Origin of the sequence: Vibrio sp. CDRSL-10 TSBA (assembly GCA_039696685.1) — a bacterium.
Taxonomy (GTDB): Bacteria; Pseudomonadota; Gammaproteobacteria; order Enterobacterales; family Vibrionaceae; genus Vibrio.
In genome coordinates, this window is the sequence record CP155566.1 from 905,152 (window position 1) to 920,904 (window position 15,753).

The window sequence follows — 15,753 nt, forward strand, 5'->3', positions numbered from 1 at the left end:
TCTATGTCATTGGTATTAGCAGATTATTGAGAGTTTTTCGCGATGAATTTTTCAACGCAAGCTTCGATTTCTGCTGCAGTTGGCAGAGACAGTGCTTCTTCTGCCATTGCTTTCACTTCAGCGAAGTTGGTGTTACGGATCACTTTCTTCACTTTAGGAATAGAGATGCCGCTCATTGAGAACTCATCCAGACCCATACCCAACAGAAGGAGTGTAGCGCGCTCATCACCTGCCAGTTCACCACACATACCGGTCCATTTGCCTTCTGCGTGTGATGCATCAATTACTTGCTTGATCACAGTCAGAACAGCCGGAGACAGCGGGTTGTACAGGTGAGAAATCATTTCGTTACCACGGTCTACCGCCAGTGTGTACTGGGTCAGGTCGTTGGTACCGATAGAGAAGAAAGACACTTCTTTTGCCAGGTGAGGGGCAATTGCCGCTGCTGCCGGCGTTTCAACCATCACACCGATTTCGATGTTTTCGTCGAATGCATGGCCTTCAGCACGCAGTTCAGCTTTGTATTCTTCAATCGCTGCTTTCAGTTCACGGATTTCTTCAACTGAGATGATCATCGGGAACATGATGCGCAGAGTACCGTGTGCTGATGCACGCAGGATACCACGCAGCTGATCACGCAGGATGTCGCGACGGTCTAGACTGATACGTACTGCACGCCAGCCCAGGAACGGGTTCATCTCTTTTGGCAGATCCATGTATGGCAGGTCTTTGTCGCCGCCGATATCCATAGTACGGATAATCACAGCCTGACCAGCCATCGCTTCTGCCACTTCTTTGTAAGCTTTGTATTGCTCTTCTTCAGTTGGCAGTGCGTCACGGTCCATGAACAGGAATTCTGTACGGTACAGACCAACGCCTTCACCGCCGTTGCGGATGATGCCGTCACAGTCTTTTACTGTACCGATGTTACCGCATACTTCTACGCGGTGGCCGTCTGTGGTTTCTGCGTGCAGGTCTTTCAGTTTCGCCAGCTCTTCTTTTTCAGCCAGGAATGCTGCTTTTACTGCTTTCGCTTCTTCCAGCTCAGCGTCGCTTGGGTTTACGACAATCTTGTTGTTCATCGCATCCAGGATCAGCATGTCGCCGTTTTTCACCTGAGCGGTAATGTCGTTAGTACCTACGATCGCTGGCAGTTCCAGAGAACGAGCCATGATAGAGGTGTGAGAAGTACGACCACCGATGTCACATGCAAAGCCCAGAACGTAGTCCAGGTTGATTTGTGCAGTTTCTGACGGAGTCAGGTCGTAAGCCACCAGGATCACTTCTTCATTGATGTCGCTCAGCGATACAATGTTGATGCCCAGGGCGTTTTTCACGAAGCGTGTACCGATATCGCGGATATCTGTAGCACGTTCTTTTAGGTATTCGTCATCCAGTGACTCAAGCGCAGCTGCCTGCTCTTCAATCACAGTGTGAATCGCGTTGTCTGCTGTCAGCTTTTCGTCTTTGATGAGGGCTAAAATTTCTTCTTCTAGCTCTTCATCTTCAAGCAGCATGATATGGCCTTCAAAGATGGCTTCTTTTTCTTCACCAAAAGTCTCAAGGGCTTTTTGTTTGATAACTTCAAGCTGTGCAGAAGATTTGTTACGTGCGTCGTAGAAACGCGCAACTTCAGCTTCAACTTGAGCGTCAGAAATGGTGTTTGTATTTAGGACAATTTCATCTTCTTGAAGTAGTAGTGCTTTACCAATAGCAATACCTGGAGATGCTAGGATGCCTGAAATCATAGCCTTACCTTAAATTGGTCAACTGTAAACGGGAGATAAGTGGACGTTTGTGCTAACGATATATGTAGCTAATTCTAGAGCCTATTTCCAACAAAGCCACTTTGCGGGAACAAAATGGCTTTGACAGGAATGGTGCGAATTAGTGTAGTTGATCCATCAGAGCAACCAGGTGGTCAACAGCTTGTTGAGCTTGTGCACCTTCTGCAGAGATAGTCACTACAGTGCCTTTAACCAGACCCAGAGTCTGCAGTTTGAACAGGCTTTTCGCGCTAGCGCTTTTACCGTTAGAAGTCACAGTGATGTCCGCGTCGAATGCTTTAGCTTCTTTTACGAACTGAGCAGCCGGACGAGTGTGAAGACCGTTTTCTGCAGTGATTTCTACTTGCTTCTCGTACATGTTTTATACCCCAATTAATTTATTTTTTGTAAGTTTATTAACCAGAATTAGCTTAACCGTATCAGCTCGTTTCTGCTAGTTGAGCTACGAGCTTTTCGTGTCAGAACTGATACTGGTATAAAAATAATCAATCGCCTTGTTGACACTCAGCCATTGAATCTAATCTTGTCTGCTTCTTTATTTTGAAGCTAGAAATAAAACATGCCTGATATTACCAAAGGTGAGGCTAGGATCAACAAAAAAGCCCCTCAACGGGGCTTTTTTAAACCAAAATTTGATTTCACCACATATTACTGCTGGTTTTCTTTCTCAGAGAAAATGCCGGCGAACAGGGCAGTACTCAGGTAACGTTCGCCTGAGCTTGGTAGGATAACTACGATAGTTTTTCCTTCAAATTCAGGTAGTTCTGCAAGACGATTGGCGGCAACAACGGCTGCACCAGATGAGATACCAGCCAGGATACCTTCCTCTTCCATCAGACGACGAGCCATCTCGATCGCTTCATCAGAAGTTACAGTTTCAACACGGTCAATCAGGTCCAAATCCAGGTTGCCAGGGATGAAACCGGCACCGATGCCTTGGATTTTATGTGGAGCTGGTTGAATATCCTGGCCTGCCAGTGCTTGTGTAATTACCGGAGATTCAGCTGGCTCTACTGCAACAGAAGTGATGGCTTTGCCTTTCTCACCTTTGATGTAACGGCTGGTACCAGTCAGAGTACCACCGGTACCAACACCAGCGACGAATACGTCAACCTGGCCGTCAGTCGCTTCCCAGATTTCAGGACCTGTGGTCTTTTCGTGAATTTCAGGGTTAGCCGGGTTATCGAACTGTTGCAGCAGCAGGTATTTTTCAGGGTTGCTGGCGACAATTTCTTCCGCTTTAGCAATCGCACCTTTCATGCCTTTAGCTGCTTCAGTCAGCTCCAGGTTTGCACCCAGTGCTTTAAGCAGCTTACGGCGCTCAAGACTCATTGACTCAGGCATAGTCAGCGTCAGTTTGTAACCGCGCGCTGCCGCAACGAAGGCCAGAGCAATACCTGTGTTGCCACTGGTTGGTTCCACAAGTTCGATGCCTGGTTTCAGTTTACCTTGCTTCTCTGCATCCCAAATCATGTTGGCGCCGATACGGCATTTAACACTGAAGCTTGGGTTACGTGATTCAACTTTAGCCAGTACGTTGCCTTTGCTGACTTTGTTCAGACGAACCAGTGGAGTGTTACCAATAGTTAGAGAATTGTCTTCGTAAATTTTGCTCATTGTGATGTTCCTTCATTTCGCATGTTTTGGTATCGATAAGTCGATACGTTGCGGATACGATTTAGAGAATATGTGCTCGGTTAAAAAGGTAAAAGGATTAAAAAGTTATAACTTATAGGTATCGGCGGCTTTCACCGCCAAAATGTCTATCGGGTCACATAATGCCCTTTAAACTCGCTGACCCACATCGCGGTCGCGCCACAAACCGCTACCGGCATGACAAACAGGTTGATGATCGGAATCGTCGTCAGCACCGACACCAGCATGCCGAAGCCATACGCTTTGCCCTGTTTTTGTTTCAAATTATTACGCATGTCATTAAAGCTGACTTTATGGTTATCAAACGGGTAGTCACAGTACTGAATAGCCAGCATCCAGGCGGTAAATAAGAACCACATAATTGGCCCCAGAGTCTGGCCGAGGGCCGGGATCAGCAGCAGTAGAAACAGACCGATGGCCTTGGGTAAGGTATAGACCAGTTTGCGCCATTCCCGTGACATAATGCGCGGCACATCTTTGATGACGGCCAGTATCCCCTCATCATTAATTGTGTGGCCGGTGAGTTTTTCTTCCACCTTTTCAGCCAGCAGACCGTTAAACGGTGCGGCGACAAAGTTAGCCAGCGTACTAAAAAAATAGGAGAAGGTGGCGAGGATGGTCAGCACCAACAGCGGCCACAGAATGTAACTCAGCCAGGACAACCAGTCCGGGATTTGCCCCATCCATTGATTAATCCAGCTGTCGAGGTGTGAGAACAGATAGAACAGGGCGCCACCGACTAAGAGGATATTAGCCAACAGTGGCATAATCACGAATCGGCGGATGCCGGGTGATAAAGCCAGTTCCAGGCCGTAGAAAAAATAGCCAAAGCCCGAACGCTTGTGATTTTGCATAGTGTATTCCGTATACGATTTGCCAGCGGTGAAAGTTGCATTCTATTGTAACTGAGCAACAGAGGAAGAAAAGCGTGGTAAAAATCACACCATTAACGCACCTTTTAACATTAAGTTGTTCTAAACAGGGGCTGACTTTTGGTAAAGTAAACTGATAAGCCGATAAAACCTACCTTTGGCAACGTTAACGACAAGCGTTGAAGCTCAGGACATCAAAAATCGAGAAACTGAGAGTTTAAGATGCAGGAATTGCGATTCGTACTCATTATTGTTGGCGCGCTAGCGATAGCCGCTTTGCTATTTCATGGTCTGTGGACCAGTAAAAAAGAAGGGAAGTCTAAGTTTGGTGATAAACCACTTGGCCGGATTGACGTAGAGCCTGAAGAAGATGAAGTAGCGGCAGCGCGTGCTTTTGCTCCGGAAGATGATTATGAAATCATTCGTAAGGATCGCAACCAGCCGGACTTCGGGATTAAAGATGAGCCTGAGGTGGATCCTCTGATCGGCGGCTACACATCTGCTGAAGAGCCGCTGACAGAGCAGAGTGAAGTTCGCTCAGAATTTCAACCGCCTGAAACTGCACCCGTTGATGAAGCCCAGCCAGAGCCAGTGACTGTCTATGAAGCGCCATCCGAGCCGGTGTTCAGCTCTGCGCGAGCAGATGTCGATGCTGAACCTGTGGTAGAGAAGCCTCAAGCGCAGCCAGAACCAGCGCCTCAGGTGGCTGAGCCTGCCCAGGATGAGATGCAGGTTATCGTGTTGAATGTACACTGCGCCGGCAATGAGCCGTTTGTTGGTACTAAGCTGTTCGACAGTATGCAGCAGAACGGCCTGTTGTATGGTGAAATGGATATTTTCCATCGTCATGCTGATTTGTCCGGTACCGGTAAGGTGCTGTTCAGTGTCGCGAACATGATGCACCCGGGGACGCTGAAACATGATGATCCGGCAGAATTCACCACCAAAGGCATTTCATTCTTTATGACCTTGCCATGCTTTGGTGAAGCGGATCATAACTTTAAGCTGATGCTGAAAACAGCGCAGCAGATCGCCGATGACATGGGCGGTAACGTGCTCGATGACGCGCGCAACCTGATGACACCGGATCGCCTGGCCGCTTACCGTAAGCAAATTACTGACTTTCGGAACCGTACAGCACATAATTGATCCCATAACCTTGTTTGGTTAAGAAAGGCCCCGTGTCGGGGCCTTTTTTCATGATAGAACCTGATTGACTGCGAGAGAAACGCAATGCAAAACGTAGAGCAACGCTTACAAGAGCTTAAAGAAATACTGCATGATCATGCGATACGTTATTACGTCGAAGATGCCCCGACCATTCCGGACGCAGAGTACGATCGTCTGATGCGTGAGCTGCTGGATATTGAAGCTGAGCATCCGGACTGGATCACGCCGGATTCACCCAGCCAGCGCGTCGGCGGCGCACCGTTGAGCGGCTTTGAGCCGGTGACCCATGATATTCCGATGTTGTCGCTCGATAATGCATTCGATGACAGCGAACTGGACAGTTTTTATCGCCGTATGGGTGATCGCGTTTCCGGCGGCCAAATCGGCCCGTTTCTGTTGTGAACCCAAGCTGGACGGCCTGGCTGTCAGCCTGCTGTATGTTGATGGTGTACTGGTCCGTGCGGCGACCCGTGGTGATGGCGCGACCGGTGAAAACATTACCGAAAATGTACGTACCATTAAATCGATTCCACTGCGTCTGAGCGGCAGCGGTTGGCCGACCCGGATTGAAGTCCGTGGTGAAGTGTTTATGCCGAAAGCCGGCTTTGACAAAATGAACGAAGCTGCGCTGAAAAAAGGCGAAAAAGTGTTTGTGAACCCGCGTAACGCAGCGGCAGGCAGCTTGCGTCAGCTTGATTCGCGTATTACCGCCAAGCGCCCGCTGGCGTTTTATGCTTACAGCGTGGGTGTGATTGAAGGCGGTGAACTGGTCGGCAGCCATTATGAGCGTTTTCTGCAGCTGAAAGGCTGGGGATTACCGATGAGCCCGGAAACCAAACGAGTCGATTCGCTGGATGATGTCAAAGGGTACTATCAGGACATCATGACGCGTCGTGCCGATCTGGCCTACGAAATTGACGGCGTGGTGATCAAAGTCGACGCGATTGACCTGCAGGAGCGGCTGGGCTTTGTGGCCCGTGCGCCGCGCTGGGCGATTGCCTATAAGTTCCCGGCTCAGGAAGAGATGACACTGCTCAATGATGTCGAGTTTCAGGTCGGGCGAACCGGTGCCATTACTCCGGTAGCGAAACTGGAGCCGGTATTTGTCGGCGGAGTAACGGTCAGTAATGCGACCCTGCACAACGCGGATGAGATTGAACGTCTGGGCGTTAAAGTTGGCGACACGGTGATCATCCGCCGTGCCGGTGACGTGATCCCGCAGATTGTGTCAGTGGTGAATGAAATGCGCCCTGACAGCGCACGCGATATCGTGTTCCCGACCCAGTGCCCGGTGTGTCAGTCAGACATTGAGCGGGTAGAGGGTGAAGCGGTTGCTCGTTGCAGCGGCGGCCTGGTGTGTCAGGCGCAGCGTAAAGAAGCACTGAAACATTTCGTGTCGCGTAAAGCGATGGATGTCGATGGTCTGGGCGATAAAGTGATTGAACAGCTGGTGGACAAAGAGATGGTCACCACGCCGGCGGATCTGTTCCGTCTGCGTGCCGGTCAACTGACAGTGCTCGAGCGCATGGGGCCAAAATCGGCGCAGAATATTGTTAATGCGCTGCAGGCTGCTAAACAGACCACACTGCCACGTTTCCTCTACGCATTGGGGATTCGTGAAGTCGGTGAAGCCACGGCAATGAACCTGGCGCACCATTTCTACAACCTGGATGCCATCATGCAGGCGCCGGTGGAAGCGCTTATTGAAGTGCAGGATGTCGGCATGATTGTCGCCAGCCATGTTCATGCTTTCTTTACCCAGGAACGCAACCAGAACGTGGTACGCGATCTGATTGAGCTTGGCATCACCTGGCCGGATATTGAAGCGAAAAGTGAAGATACCCCGCAGCCGCTGGCCGGTAAAGTGGTGGTACTGACCGGGACCTTGTCGCAGCTGTCACGCAGTGATGCCAAAGCGGCGTTGCAGGCTTTGGGTGCTAAGGTAACCGGCAGTGTATCGAAGAAAACCGATATTCTGTTTGCCGGTGAAGCGGCGGGCTCTAAGCTGGCCAAAGCTCAGGAGCTTGGTATTGAAGTGCGCGGCGAGCAGGATCTGATCGATATGATCCGCTGATGGCGCTTGTCGGGTTACCGGCGTTAACGGGGTGAGCGCGATAAGCTACCCTGGCCGGTAACCTGAGCCAAATCATTGCAATTATCCCCGGAAGGAGGCATGGTTTAACCCTGTCTCCTTTTTTGTTGGTCGCTGTGTGCCGGATTGGCCGTGGCAGCCGGAGACAAGTGGCTATTTGTCTGCAGTGCCCCCGACGGAGGAAAGATGAACATCAGTGAAGTGGCGAAAAAAACCGGCCTGACGGCTAAGTCGGTGCGGTTGTATGAAGAGAAAGGGCTGATTGCCGCCCCCGTTCGCTCGGGCAATGGTTATCGTCAGTACAATCAGAGTCATGTGGATGATCTGCTGCTGATCGCGCGCTGCAAGAGCGTCGGTTTCTCCCTCGACGAATGTAAGGCGATGCTGGCCCTGGCCAATAACCCGCAGCGTACCAGTCACGCGGTGAAAGAAAAGGCTCAGCTCAAACTCGAGCAGGTGAGCAGAAAACTGCAAGAGCTGACTCTGATTAAGCAGCAGCTTGAAGATTGGGTAAATGAGTGTCCCGGCGATGAAAACAGTGAGTGCCCGATCATCGATAATCTCAAAGGGCATTGCTGCCAGCATTCACTGGCAGCTTCATCCGACGGGTAACGTGCCGTTGTTATCATGATAACTGCGCTGTAAGGCACAGTTAAGTGATTAGCGGGGTGGTTGTACGCTTACTTTTAGTACCGTGCCATCAACGGCAATGACTTCGACTCTCTGACCGGCCCTGAGCGGCGTATCGCATTCCGCTATCCAGGTACTGTCGCCAATCTGGAGACGAAACTGGCCAACCGGTACATCTTCTGCGACGGTTGCGCTGCGCCCGATCAACTGTTTCTGCTTCTGATTGAGTGTCCGCCTCGCATCACTGCGCTTGTCGTGGGTGAGCTGACGGCGCCACCACTGCCAGGTCGTGACCAGCGAAAAAGCCGCAAAGCTGCACCATTGCATCTGCCAGCTAAGCGGAATGCCGAGCATCAGCCCGGCCACCAGTAACGCCGATAGCCCGAGCCACAGGCAATAGCCGGCCATACCGAGCAGTTCGGTGGCCAGTAAAGCCAGTCCCAGCCCAAGCCAGTGCCAGTGATTAAATTGGGTTAACCAGTCGATCAAGAGTCCACCTTACGGGTATCCGTTTGCTTAAACATTTCGGCAATGCCGGTAATCGAACCCATCAAACCGGTTGCTTCCAGCGGCAGCATAATGATTTTACCATTCTCAGCCTGACCGATGGTTTTTAATGCCTCGGTGTAGCCTTGGGCGATAAAGTAATTGACCGCTTTCATATCACCCTGGGCAATGGCGTTTGACACCATCTCCGTGGCTTTCGCTTCCGCCTGCGCGGCACGTTCGCGGGCTTCGGCCTGTAAAATAGCGGCCTGTTTGGCCCCTTCAGCCTTGAGAATCTCTGCCTGTGCCCTTCGGCTTTGAGGATTTCGGCCTGGCGCACGCCCTGTGCTTCTAAAATTGAGGCGCGCTTTTCACGCTCAGCTTTCATCTGCGCATTCATGGCTGAAGTCAGATCCGCCGGAGGCTGGACATCTTTAATCTCAATCCGGGTCACTTTTACGCCCCATGGATTGGTCGCCTGGTCAACGATGGTCAGCAACTTGGTGTTGATCATATCGCGCTGGCTGAGCATTTCGTCCAGTTCCATTGAGCCCAGTACGGTACGCATGTTGGTTAGCGTCAGGTTGCGAATCGCATTTTCCAGATCATTGACTTCATAGGCGGCACGCGCGGCATCAATCACCTGCACAAAGCAGACAGCATCGATCACCACATTGGCGTTGTCTTTACTGATCACTTCTTGAGCCGGAATGTCCAGCACGCGCTCCATCATATTAATTTTACGCCCGACACGGTCGATGAAAGGAATGATGAAGTTAAGACCGGGACTAAGCGAATGGGTGTAGCGGCCAAAGCGCTCAACGGTCCAGTTATCGCCCTGTGGTACCGTCTTGACTGCCGAGGCGATGAACACGATAACGACGAAGACAAAAATGCCGATGGTAATCAAAGATTCCATTGCCATATTCCTATCCTTGCAAAGGTGAGAGATTAACAAGTATAGCGGCAGGTTACGGAATGTTTTGTGATGAATTAATCGCCGCCAGAAAAAATTAAGGCAGGAAATCCTGCCTTAATGATCAAAAACATAGCGACTTAAACTGACGGGTCAAGCTGACTGAATCGGTTCGGTGTCAGCTCGGTGAGCTAGCGCGGGCTTAGTTCTGTAGCTTTAGTACAAACTCGTGAGTACAACAGCGTTAGTACGAAAGCATTAGTACAACAGTGTTAGTACAACAGAGAGTACAGCTGGCGACGGTAACGGGCGGCGACACTGTTCCCTTGGCCAATCGCGCTGAGGATGTCCATAAACACTTTCTTCATTTCGCCATCGAGTGTGTTGAGATCGCTCTTAAGGAAATTCCACAGCAGCTCCAGCGCTTCTTCATCACGCTTGACCTGATGATACTGGGTGGCCAGTTCCACTGCGATTTGGGCATCATTACTGTTTTGAGCCAGCGCCGTTTCCAGTGCCTGGATTTCCGGGCTGTCAGCTGCCTGTTCATGCAGCTCCAGTTTGGCGATCAGGCTTTTGTAGTAACTGTCCTGATACTCAAGCGGAATCGCGCTCAGCTCTGCTTTAGCGGCATCGAACTGACCAGTTTCCAGGAAGCAGTCGGCCAGCGCCAGTTTGGCATCACCTTTACTTTTCCACTGCTCCGGCAACGCCAGCAGCAGAGTCAGCGCCTGCTGGTGCTGCTGGTTTTTGATCAGTTGCTGCGCGTACTGCAGATTTTGTTCATCCTGACTTGGCAGGTGGCGGTTAAGCATGTCCTGAATCGCTTCAATCGGCTGCGGGCCACCCAGACCATCAACCGGCTGGCCGTTGAAAAACAGCGCGATGGTCGGCAGGGCCTGAATACCAAACTGTGATGCGATGGCTTGCTCGTCCTGGCAGTTAAGCTGGGCAAGCTGGAAGGCACCATTGTACTGCTGAGTTAACTGCTGCAATTGCGGAATAAGTTGTACGCTTTCTTCACTCATCGGTGCCCAGAAGTAAAACAGAATAGGGCGGGTCGCTGAGCTTTCGATAACTTCGCGGAAATTGTGTTGGGTAACGTCAGTAATATGAGGTGATTGCATGATGATTCCTTTTACGCTTGCGCTTTAAGCCATAGATGGGGGCATGAATTGAAAACACAAGTCAAAGCAAGGCGATGATAAAGCTTTTCGTGTTGAAATGGTCCTGAATCACAGCCAGAGCCGGCCGTTGCCCAAATAAGGCAACAAACAGAGTGCTGCCCAGAAAAGCAAACAGCTACCCTAAGGGTAGCTGTTGAAGCGCAAAGCGCGGTAAGCAATTCAATAGAACGCTATAAAACAAGAAAGAGTGTCAGCGCGATACCAACACCGAGCCAATTCCATTGGTTTAATGTCATAGATGTGTACCCAATGCAATGCTGATTAATCGGTTAAACGAATCCCAGGATTCGACACTTATCATCGCATTGGATTGTGACGTATTAATGACAGAAATGTAATTTCACGCTGATTTATTCAACAATTTGTCCAGAGTTCGACCAGGAAGAAGACGTTTTAACAGCGCAAACACTTTGGTCGGTGTCGTGACCCGATAACGTAAGCGCGGTTTGGCCGAGCTCAGAGCGTGCAGCAGGGGTTCCAGGCAGGCCTCCGGAGGCAGCACAAAGGCATTATTGGATTTATCATTGCCGAGCCGGTTGAGCTGGGCGTGATAACTGGCGCTGTGGAATGAATGGTCGATATCGATCCAATGTTTAAATGCACTCAGAGCGTTAGCACGAAAGCGGGTTTCTATCGGCCCCGGCTCTATCAGGCTGATATGGATGTCGCTGCCGTGCAGTTCAAGGCGCAGCGTATCGCTCCAGCCCTCAATGGCAAATTTTGACGCGTTGTAGGCTCCGCGGTATTTCATTGCGGCGAAACCGAGAATAGAGCTGTTTTGCACGATTCGGCCGTAGCCCTGACGACGAAAGTGCGGCATCAGCAGAGTGGTCAGGGTGTGCCAGCCGAAAAAGTTAGTTTCAAACTGGGCGCGCAATCCGTCGGTCGGCAGGTCTTCCAACGCTCCCGGCTGGCCATAGGCGCCATTGTTGAACACGGCATACAGTTTATTGTCCGACAGCTGCAGGGCCTGTTCGACCCCGCGGCGAATACTCGCTTCGTCACTGAGATCGAGCTGAATACAGGTCAGGCCTTCAGCCTGCAGGCGTTGTACATCCTCTGCTTTGCGGCAGGAGGCGATCACTTGGTAGCCGCGCTGGTGTAGTTCGGTCGCAGCCATGTAGCCAATACCGGATGAACAGCCGGTAATTAATATCGATTGGGTCATGCAAGTTCCAGACAGGGATTATTTCAGGGGCAAATCATCAGACGTGATGTTGCAGGAGATGTTTGAGCGCCGGCTCGACTCGTGAGTAAGTGAACTGGAAACCCAGTTCCGTCAGTTTCTTCGGCTTGGCTCGGATACTGTCAAACAACAACTCACTCGCTTCGCCCATTAACAGACGGATGGCCCACTTGGGCGTGGTTAAGATATGCGGGCGTTTCAGCGTTTGTGCCAGACAGCGGCTGAACCTGCGATTGGTGACCGGATGCGGAGCACTGAAGTTAAAGATACCCTGCGCATGTTCGGTTTTAAGTACGTAAACAATTGCTTTGACCATATCGCTCATATGGATCCATGGCATGTACTGCTGGCCGGATCCAATCGGGCCGCCGAGGCCGAGACGATAAGGCGGCAGCATTTTTTTCAGGGCGCCGCCATCCGGCGCCAGCACAACGCCGGTGCGCATAATGCACACCCGGGTTTGATCCGACTGGGCACGCAGCGCGATTTGCTCCCAGGTGGCACAAACCTGATGCGAAAAGCTATTGGATTTGACCTGCAGGCTTTCGTCAAACGGGTGTTCCTGCTGATCGCCGTAATAGCCGACCGCTGAGCCGCTGATCAGTACATGAGGGGGTTTGGTGCTGGCATGAAACAGTTCGACCAGACGCTCTGTCAGGCTCCAGCGGCTGTCACAGATGTGTTCTTTTTGCTGTTCGGTCCAGCGTTTGTCGGCAATCGGCTCACCGGCCAGATTGATCACCGCGTCAAAGTGGTTGAGATCATGCAGATCGTCCAGACTTTCGATGAACGTCAGTTTGTCATTATGCACATGGGCAAGCCGCTGACGGGCGTGATGCGAATTGCGGGTCAGGACGACCAAATCATGAGTCATCAGCAGCTTAATCAGTTCACGCCCGATAAAGCCGGTGCCACCGGTGATCAATATTTTCATCTCGCCTCCTGGCTCGCTCGTTTAAGTATAGCTGTCACGTCTGCCTCATCAGCTTAGAGGAATCTGGCTCAAGTTCCAACATTCTGTTTTTTAACCTTTGATGACTTTTTCGCCACGGCGTCAGGTGGGTCACATCAGCGTGGCTTATCCTTTGCCATCATAAGTGTAACTATTTGTATCGGAGCAGGTATGGCTGGGGTAGTGGCACTTTTTAAAGCGTTAATGGGCAGTTTGCGTGACCTGCTGCCTATTATCGCCGTGATTGCTTTTTTCCAGCTGTTGGTGCTGCAGGAGCCTTTGCCCCACTTGGTCAGTGTGCTGACCGGCCTGGTGCTGGTGGTATTTGGCCTGACTTTCTTTATCTTCGGTCTGGAAATGGGCCTGTTTCCGATTGGGGAGTCTATGGCTCAGGCGCTGGCGCGCAAAGGCAGTGTGGTGTGGCTGCTGGTGTTCGCGTTCTGCCTTGGTTTTGGCACCACGATTGCTGAGCCGGCGCTGACGGCCGTGGCGGAAGAGGCTGCGCGGGTGGCAGCGCTCGGCGGTGTTATCGCAGACAGTGAGCTCGCGCGTGATGAGTATGCCGACGGGCTGAGAGTGACGGTGGCGTTCTCGGTCGGGCTGGCGATTGTGATTGGTGTGCTGCGTATTCTGCGCGGCTGGCCGATTCATTACATGATTGCGTTTGGCTATCTCGGCGTTGTGATTCTGACCCTGTTCGCCCCCCCGTTTATTATTGGTATCGCCTACGATTCAGGTGGGGTGACCACCTCGACCATCACTGTGCCTCTGGTCACGGCACTGGGCGTGGGGCTGGCTTCGTCCATTAAGGGGCGTAACCCGATGCTGGACGGATTCGGTCTGATTGCCTTTGCTTCCCTGTTGCCGATGATGTTTGTGATGGTCTTCGGGATGACGATGACATGAAGGCTGGCATGCAATGATAGGACTCACGGAATTTATCCAGACCCTGACCACGACCATGCGCGATGTGCTGCCGATTGTGGTGATTATTTTTGGCTTTCAGCTGGTGGTGCTGCGCAAACCGGTCGCTCATCCGGTCAAAATAGCGGTGGGCTTTATCTATGTGATTCTGGGTTTGTCGCTGTTTTTACTCGGCCTTGAACTGGCCCTGTTTCCGCTTGGCAAAACCATGGCCGAACAGCTGACCAATCCGCAGTTTTTGCAGCAATTCAGGCTCAGTCCGTGGCAAGGGCTGCACTGGGTCGATTACTACTGGGTGTATCTGTTTGCGTTTATGATTGGTTTTAGTACCACGATTGCCGAGCCGTCGCTGATCGCGGTGGCGATTAAAGCTAACCAGGTGTCCGGTGGCAGTATCCGGGTCAACGGGTTGCGGGTGGCTGTGGCGCTCGGGGTTGCGCTTGGGATCACGCTTGGTTGCTACCGGATTGTGGTCGGTGATGCGCTGCATTATTACATTATCGGCGGTTATATCGTGGTCGTGGTGCAAACCTTTTATGCCCCTAAGCTGATTGTTCCGCTCGCTTATGACTCCGGTGGTGTCACCACATCAACCGTGACTGTACCGATTGTCGCAGCGCTCGGGCTCGGACTGGCGTCGACGGTGCCCGGACGCAGCCCGGTATTGGATGGTTTTGGTTTGATTGCCTTTGCCAGCCTGTTTCCGATGATTTCAGTGATGGGCTATGCCCAGTTAACCCTGTGGCTTAACCGAAGGGCTGAACGCCGGGCGGCGCAAAGTGCGCCGGTTTCTGGTCAGCCTGACCTGACAGCTGCAAGGTTACGCAAGGAGAAAGATGATGAGGTTTAAACTGATTATCGCATTTGTTGAGGACAGCAAAACCGACGAGGTGCTGGACGCGGCGCGTGAGGCCGGAGCCACCGGGGCCACAGTGATTAATAATGCTCGTGGCGAGGGGCTCAATAAAAAACGCACCTTTTTTGGCCTGACCCTGGAAGTGCAGAAAGATGTGGTGCTGCTGATGGTGGAGGAGCATTTGTCGCGCCATATTCTGGAAACTATCGCCGAAGTCGGTGAGTTTGATCAGGAGTCGGGGCAGGGGATCGCGATTCAGATTGATATTGAAGACGCAGTCGGGGTCGCGCATCAGGTCGAAACATTAACCAAAGTGATAGAGGACAACCTATGAGCCGGCACGACAATATTCACGTTCGCGATGTCATGGCGAATACTTATGTCATGGTTGATGGCTTAACCACTGTCCATGATGGGATCTGTCTCGCCAAGCAGTACCAGGTCAAGGCGTTAATCGTCAATAAACGGCATGAGGACGATGAGTACGGCATTGTCCTGATGAACGATATTGCCAAAAAAGTCCTGGCCACCAACCGTTCGCCCAAACGGACCAACATTTATGAAATCATGACCAAACCTGCCTTATCGGTCTCGCCGGACATGAACGTCAAATATTGCGCCCGCCTGTTCGAGCGCTTTGGTATCAGCCGGGCACCGGTAATAGAAAATGGCCGGGTTATCGGTATGGTCAGTTATAACAACATAGTGATCAACGGAATGGCCCGGGATGACGAATAACGATTACTTGCGGTCTGAATGGCCGAGGTCGCGTTCTGGATCAATCAAATCACGCACGCGTTGCTTGAGCACCTTGGCTTCCGGAAAACCGCCATCCTGTTTGCGTTCCCAGATCTGTTCACCGTTACAGAAAATTTCAAACCGGCCACCAGTATCGGGATGGAGCGAGATGGTTTCGATCTCCTCACTGAAGGTATGCAACAGCTCCTGGGTTAACCAGGTGGAACGTAGCATCCAGTTGCACTGGCGACAGTAGTAAATATCGATGCGGGCTTTGTCCATAATGGCGCTATCTCTTGAA

The 15,753-nt window shown here is 51.5% G+C and carries 14 protein-coding genes and 3 pseudogenes; 7 read left to right on the forward strand and 10 right to left on the reverse strand.

Annotation, left to right across the window (positions count from 1 at the left end):
* Positions 1-23 precede the first annotated feature (23 nt).
* From ptsI to cysZ, 4 genes are all read right to left on the reverse strand, one after another.
* Entirely contained in the window at positions 24-1,748 is a 1,725-nt protein-coding gene (gene ptsI, locus ABDK09_11655; GenBank protein XAW90132.1) for a phosphoenolpyruvate-protein phosphotransferase PtsI, read from the reverse strand.
* Between the two features lie 139 nt (positions 1,749-1,887).
* On the reverse strand, positions 1,888-2,145 hold the full coding sequence (locus ABDK09_11660) for an HPr family phosphocarrier protein (GenBank protein ID XAW90133.1): 258 nt from the start codon (positions 2,143-2,145) through the stop codon (positions 1,888-1,890).
* A 290-nt stretch (positions 2,146-2,435) separates the two neighbouring features.
* Positions 2,436-3,404: a cysteine synthase A gene (gene cysK / locus ABDK09_11665; protein ID XAW90134.1), complete on the reverse strand. Its 969-nt coding sequence runs from the start codon at positions 3,402-3,404 to the stop codon at positions 2,436-2,438.
* Positions 3,405-3,550: 146 nt separating this feature from the next.
* Positions 3,551-4,297, reverse strand: coding sequence for a sulfate transporter CysZ (gene cysZ / locus ABDK09_11670; protein XAW90135.1), 747 nt, complete (start codon positions 4,295-4,297; stop codon positions 3,551-3,553).
* Positions 4,298-4,537: 240 nt separating this feature from the next.
* Here cysZ and zipA point away from each other — a divergent pair, with 240 nt between their 5' ends.
* The 3 genes and pseudogenes from zipA (at position 4,538) to cueR (ending at position 8,189) form a co-directional block, all read left to right on the forward strand.
* Positions 4,538-5,464, forward strand: coding sequence for a cell division protein ZipA (zipA, locus tag ABDK09_11675; protein XAW90136.1), 927 nt, complete (start codon positions 4,538-4,540; stop codon positions 5,462-5,464).
* Positions 5,465-5,548: 84 nt separating this feature from the next.
* A pseudogene (gene ligA / locus ABDK09_11680) lies at positions 5,549-7,559 on the forward strand (NAD-dependent DNA ligase LigA).
* A 204-nt stretch (positions 7,560-7,763) separates the two neighbouring features.
* Entirely contained in the window at positions 7,764-8,189 is a 426-nt protein-coding gene (cueR, locus tag ABDK09_11685) for a Cu(I)-responsive transcriptional regulator (protein XAW90137.1), read from the forward strand.
* Between the two features lie 48 nt (positions 8,190-8,237).
* Here cueR and ABDK09_11690 read toward each other — a convergent pair whose 3' ends face one another.
* From ABDK09_11690 to ABDK09_11710, 5 genes and pseudogenes are all read right to left on the reverse strand, one after another.
* Entirely contained in the window at positions 8,238-8,696 is a 459-nt protein-coding gene (locus ABDK09_11690) for an NfeD family protein (protein ID XAW90138.1), read from the reverse strand.
* A pseudogene (locus ABDK09_11695) lies at positions 8,693-9,618 on the reverse strand (SPFH domain-containing protein). Before ABDK09_11695 ends, ABDK09_11690 begins: the two are co-directional and overlap by 4 nt.
* Positions 9,619-9,881: 263 nt before the next feature.
* Entirely contained in the window at positions 9,882-10,736 is an 855-nt protein-coding gene (locus tag ABDK09_11700; protein XAW90139.1) for a co-chaperone YbbN, read from the reverse strand.
* A gap of 400 nt (positions 10,737-11,136) precedes the next feature.
* Complete coding sequence (locus ABDK09_11705; protein ID XAW90140.1) at positions 11,137-11,964, reverse strand: SDR family oxidoreductase; 828 nt, start codon at positions 11,962-11,964, stop codon at positions 11,137-11,139.
* Between the two features lie 37 nt (positions 11,965-12,001).
* Entirely contained in the window at positions 12,002-12,916 is a 915-nt protein-coding gene (locus tag ABDK09_11710; GenBank protein XAW90141.1) for a TIGR01777 family oxidoreductase, read from the reverse strand.
* A 189-nt stretch (positions 12,917-13,105) separates the two neighbouring features.
* On the opposite strand from ABDK09_11710, the gene ABDK09_11715 reads away from it, so the two are divergent.
* From ABDK09_11715 to ABDK09_11730, 4 genes and pseudogenes are all read left to right on the forward strand, one after another.
* A complete protein-coding gene (locus tag ABDK09_11715; GenBank protein XAW90142.1) occupies positions 13,106-13,840 on the forward strand; it encodes a DUF1538 domain-containing protein in 735 nt (244 codons plus the stop codon).
* Positions 13,841-13,853: 13 nt separating this feature from the next.
* Positions 13,854-14,612: pseudogene (locus tag ABDK09_11720) on the forward strand (DUF1538 domain-containing protein).
* A gap of 85 nt (positions 14,613-14,697) precedes the next feature.
* Positions 14,698-15,048: a P-II family nitrogen regulator gene (locus ABDK09_11725; GenBank protein ID XAW90728.1), complete on the forward strand. Its 351-nt coding sequence runs from the start codon at positions 14,698-14,700 to the stop codon at positions 15,046-15,048.
* Positions 15,045-15,452, forward strand: a complete 408-nt coding sequence (locus tag ABDK09_11730; GenBank protein ID XAW90143.1) for a CBS domain-containing protein — start codon at positions 15,045-15,047, stop codon at positions 15,450-15,452. Before ABDK09_11725 ends, ABDK09_11730 begins: the two co-directional genes overlap by 4 nt.
* Positions 15,453-15,455: 3 nt before the next feature.
* On the opposite strand, the gene ABDK09_11735 is transcribed toward ABDK09_11730, so the two are convergent.
* Positions 15,456-15,734: a SelT/SelW/SelH family protein gene (locus ABDK09_11735; protein XAW90144.1), complete on the reverse strand. Its 279-nt coding sequence runs from the start codon at positions 15,732-15,734 to the stop codon at positions 15,456-15,458.
* Between the last annotated feature and the right edge of the window lie 19 nt (positions 15,735-15,753).

Coding starts and splice junctions, on each gene's coding strand:
- ptsI (XAW90132.1), bottom strand. CDS start 1,748: ATGATTTCAGGCATCCTAGCATCTCCAGGTATTGCTATTGGTAAAGCA.
- ABDK09_11660 (XAW90133.1), bottom strand. CDS start 2,145: ATGTACGAGAAGCAAGTAGAAATCACTGCAGAAAACGGTCTTCACACT.
- cysK (XAW90134.1), bottom strand. CDS start 3,404: ATGAGCAAAATTTACGAAGACAATTCTCTAACTATTGGTAACACTCCA.
- cysZ (XAW90135.1), bottom strand. CDS start 4,297: ATGCAAAATCACAAGCGTTCGGGCTTTGGCTATTTTTTCTACGGCCTG.
- zipA (XAW90136.1), top strand. CDS start 4,538: ATGCAGGAATTGCGATTCGTACTCATTATTGTTGGCGCGCTAGCGATA.
- cueR (XAW90137.1), top strand. CDS start 7,764: ATGAACATCAGTGAAGTGGCGAAAAAAACCGGCCTGACGGCTAAGTCG.
- ABDK09_11700 (XAW90139.1), bottom strand. CDS start 10,736: ATGCAATCACCTCATATTACTGACGTTACCCAACACAATTTCCGCGAA.
- ABDK09_11705 (XAW90140.1), bottom strand. CDS start 11,964: ATGACCCAATCGATATTAATTACCGGCTGTTCATCCGGTATTGGCTAC.
- ABDK09_11710 (XAW90141.1), bottom strand. CDS start 12,916: ATGAAAATATTGATCACCGGTGGCACCGGCTTTATCGGGCGTGAACTG.
- ABDK09_11715 (XAW90142.1), top strand. CDS start 13,106: ATGGCTGGGGTAGTGGCACTTTTTAAAGCGTTAATGGGCAGTTTGCGT.
- ABDK09_11725 (XAW90728.1), top strand. CDS start 14,698: ATGAGGTTTAAACTGATTATCGCATTTGTTGAGGACAGCAAAACCGAC.
- ABDK09_11730 (XAW90143.1), top strand. CDS start 15,045: ATGAGCCGGCACGACAATATTCACGTTCGCGATGTCATGGCGAATACT.
- ABDK09_11735 (XAW90144.1), bottom strand. CDS start 15,734: ATGGACAAAGCCCGCATCGATATTTACTACTGTCGCCAGTGCAACTGG.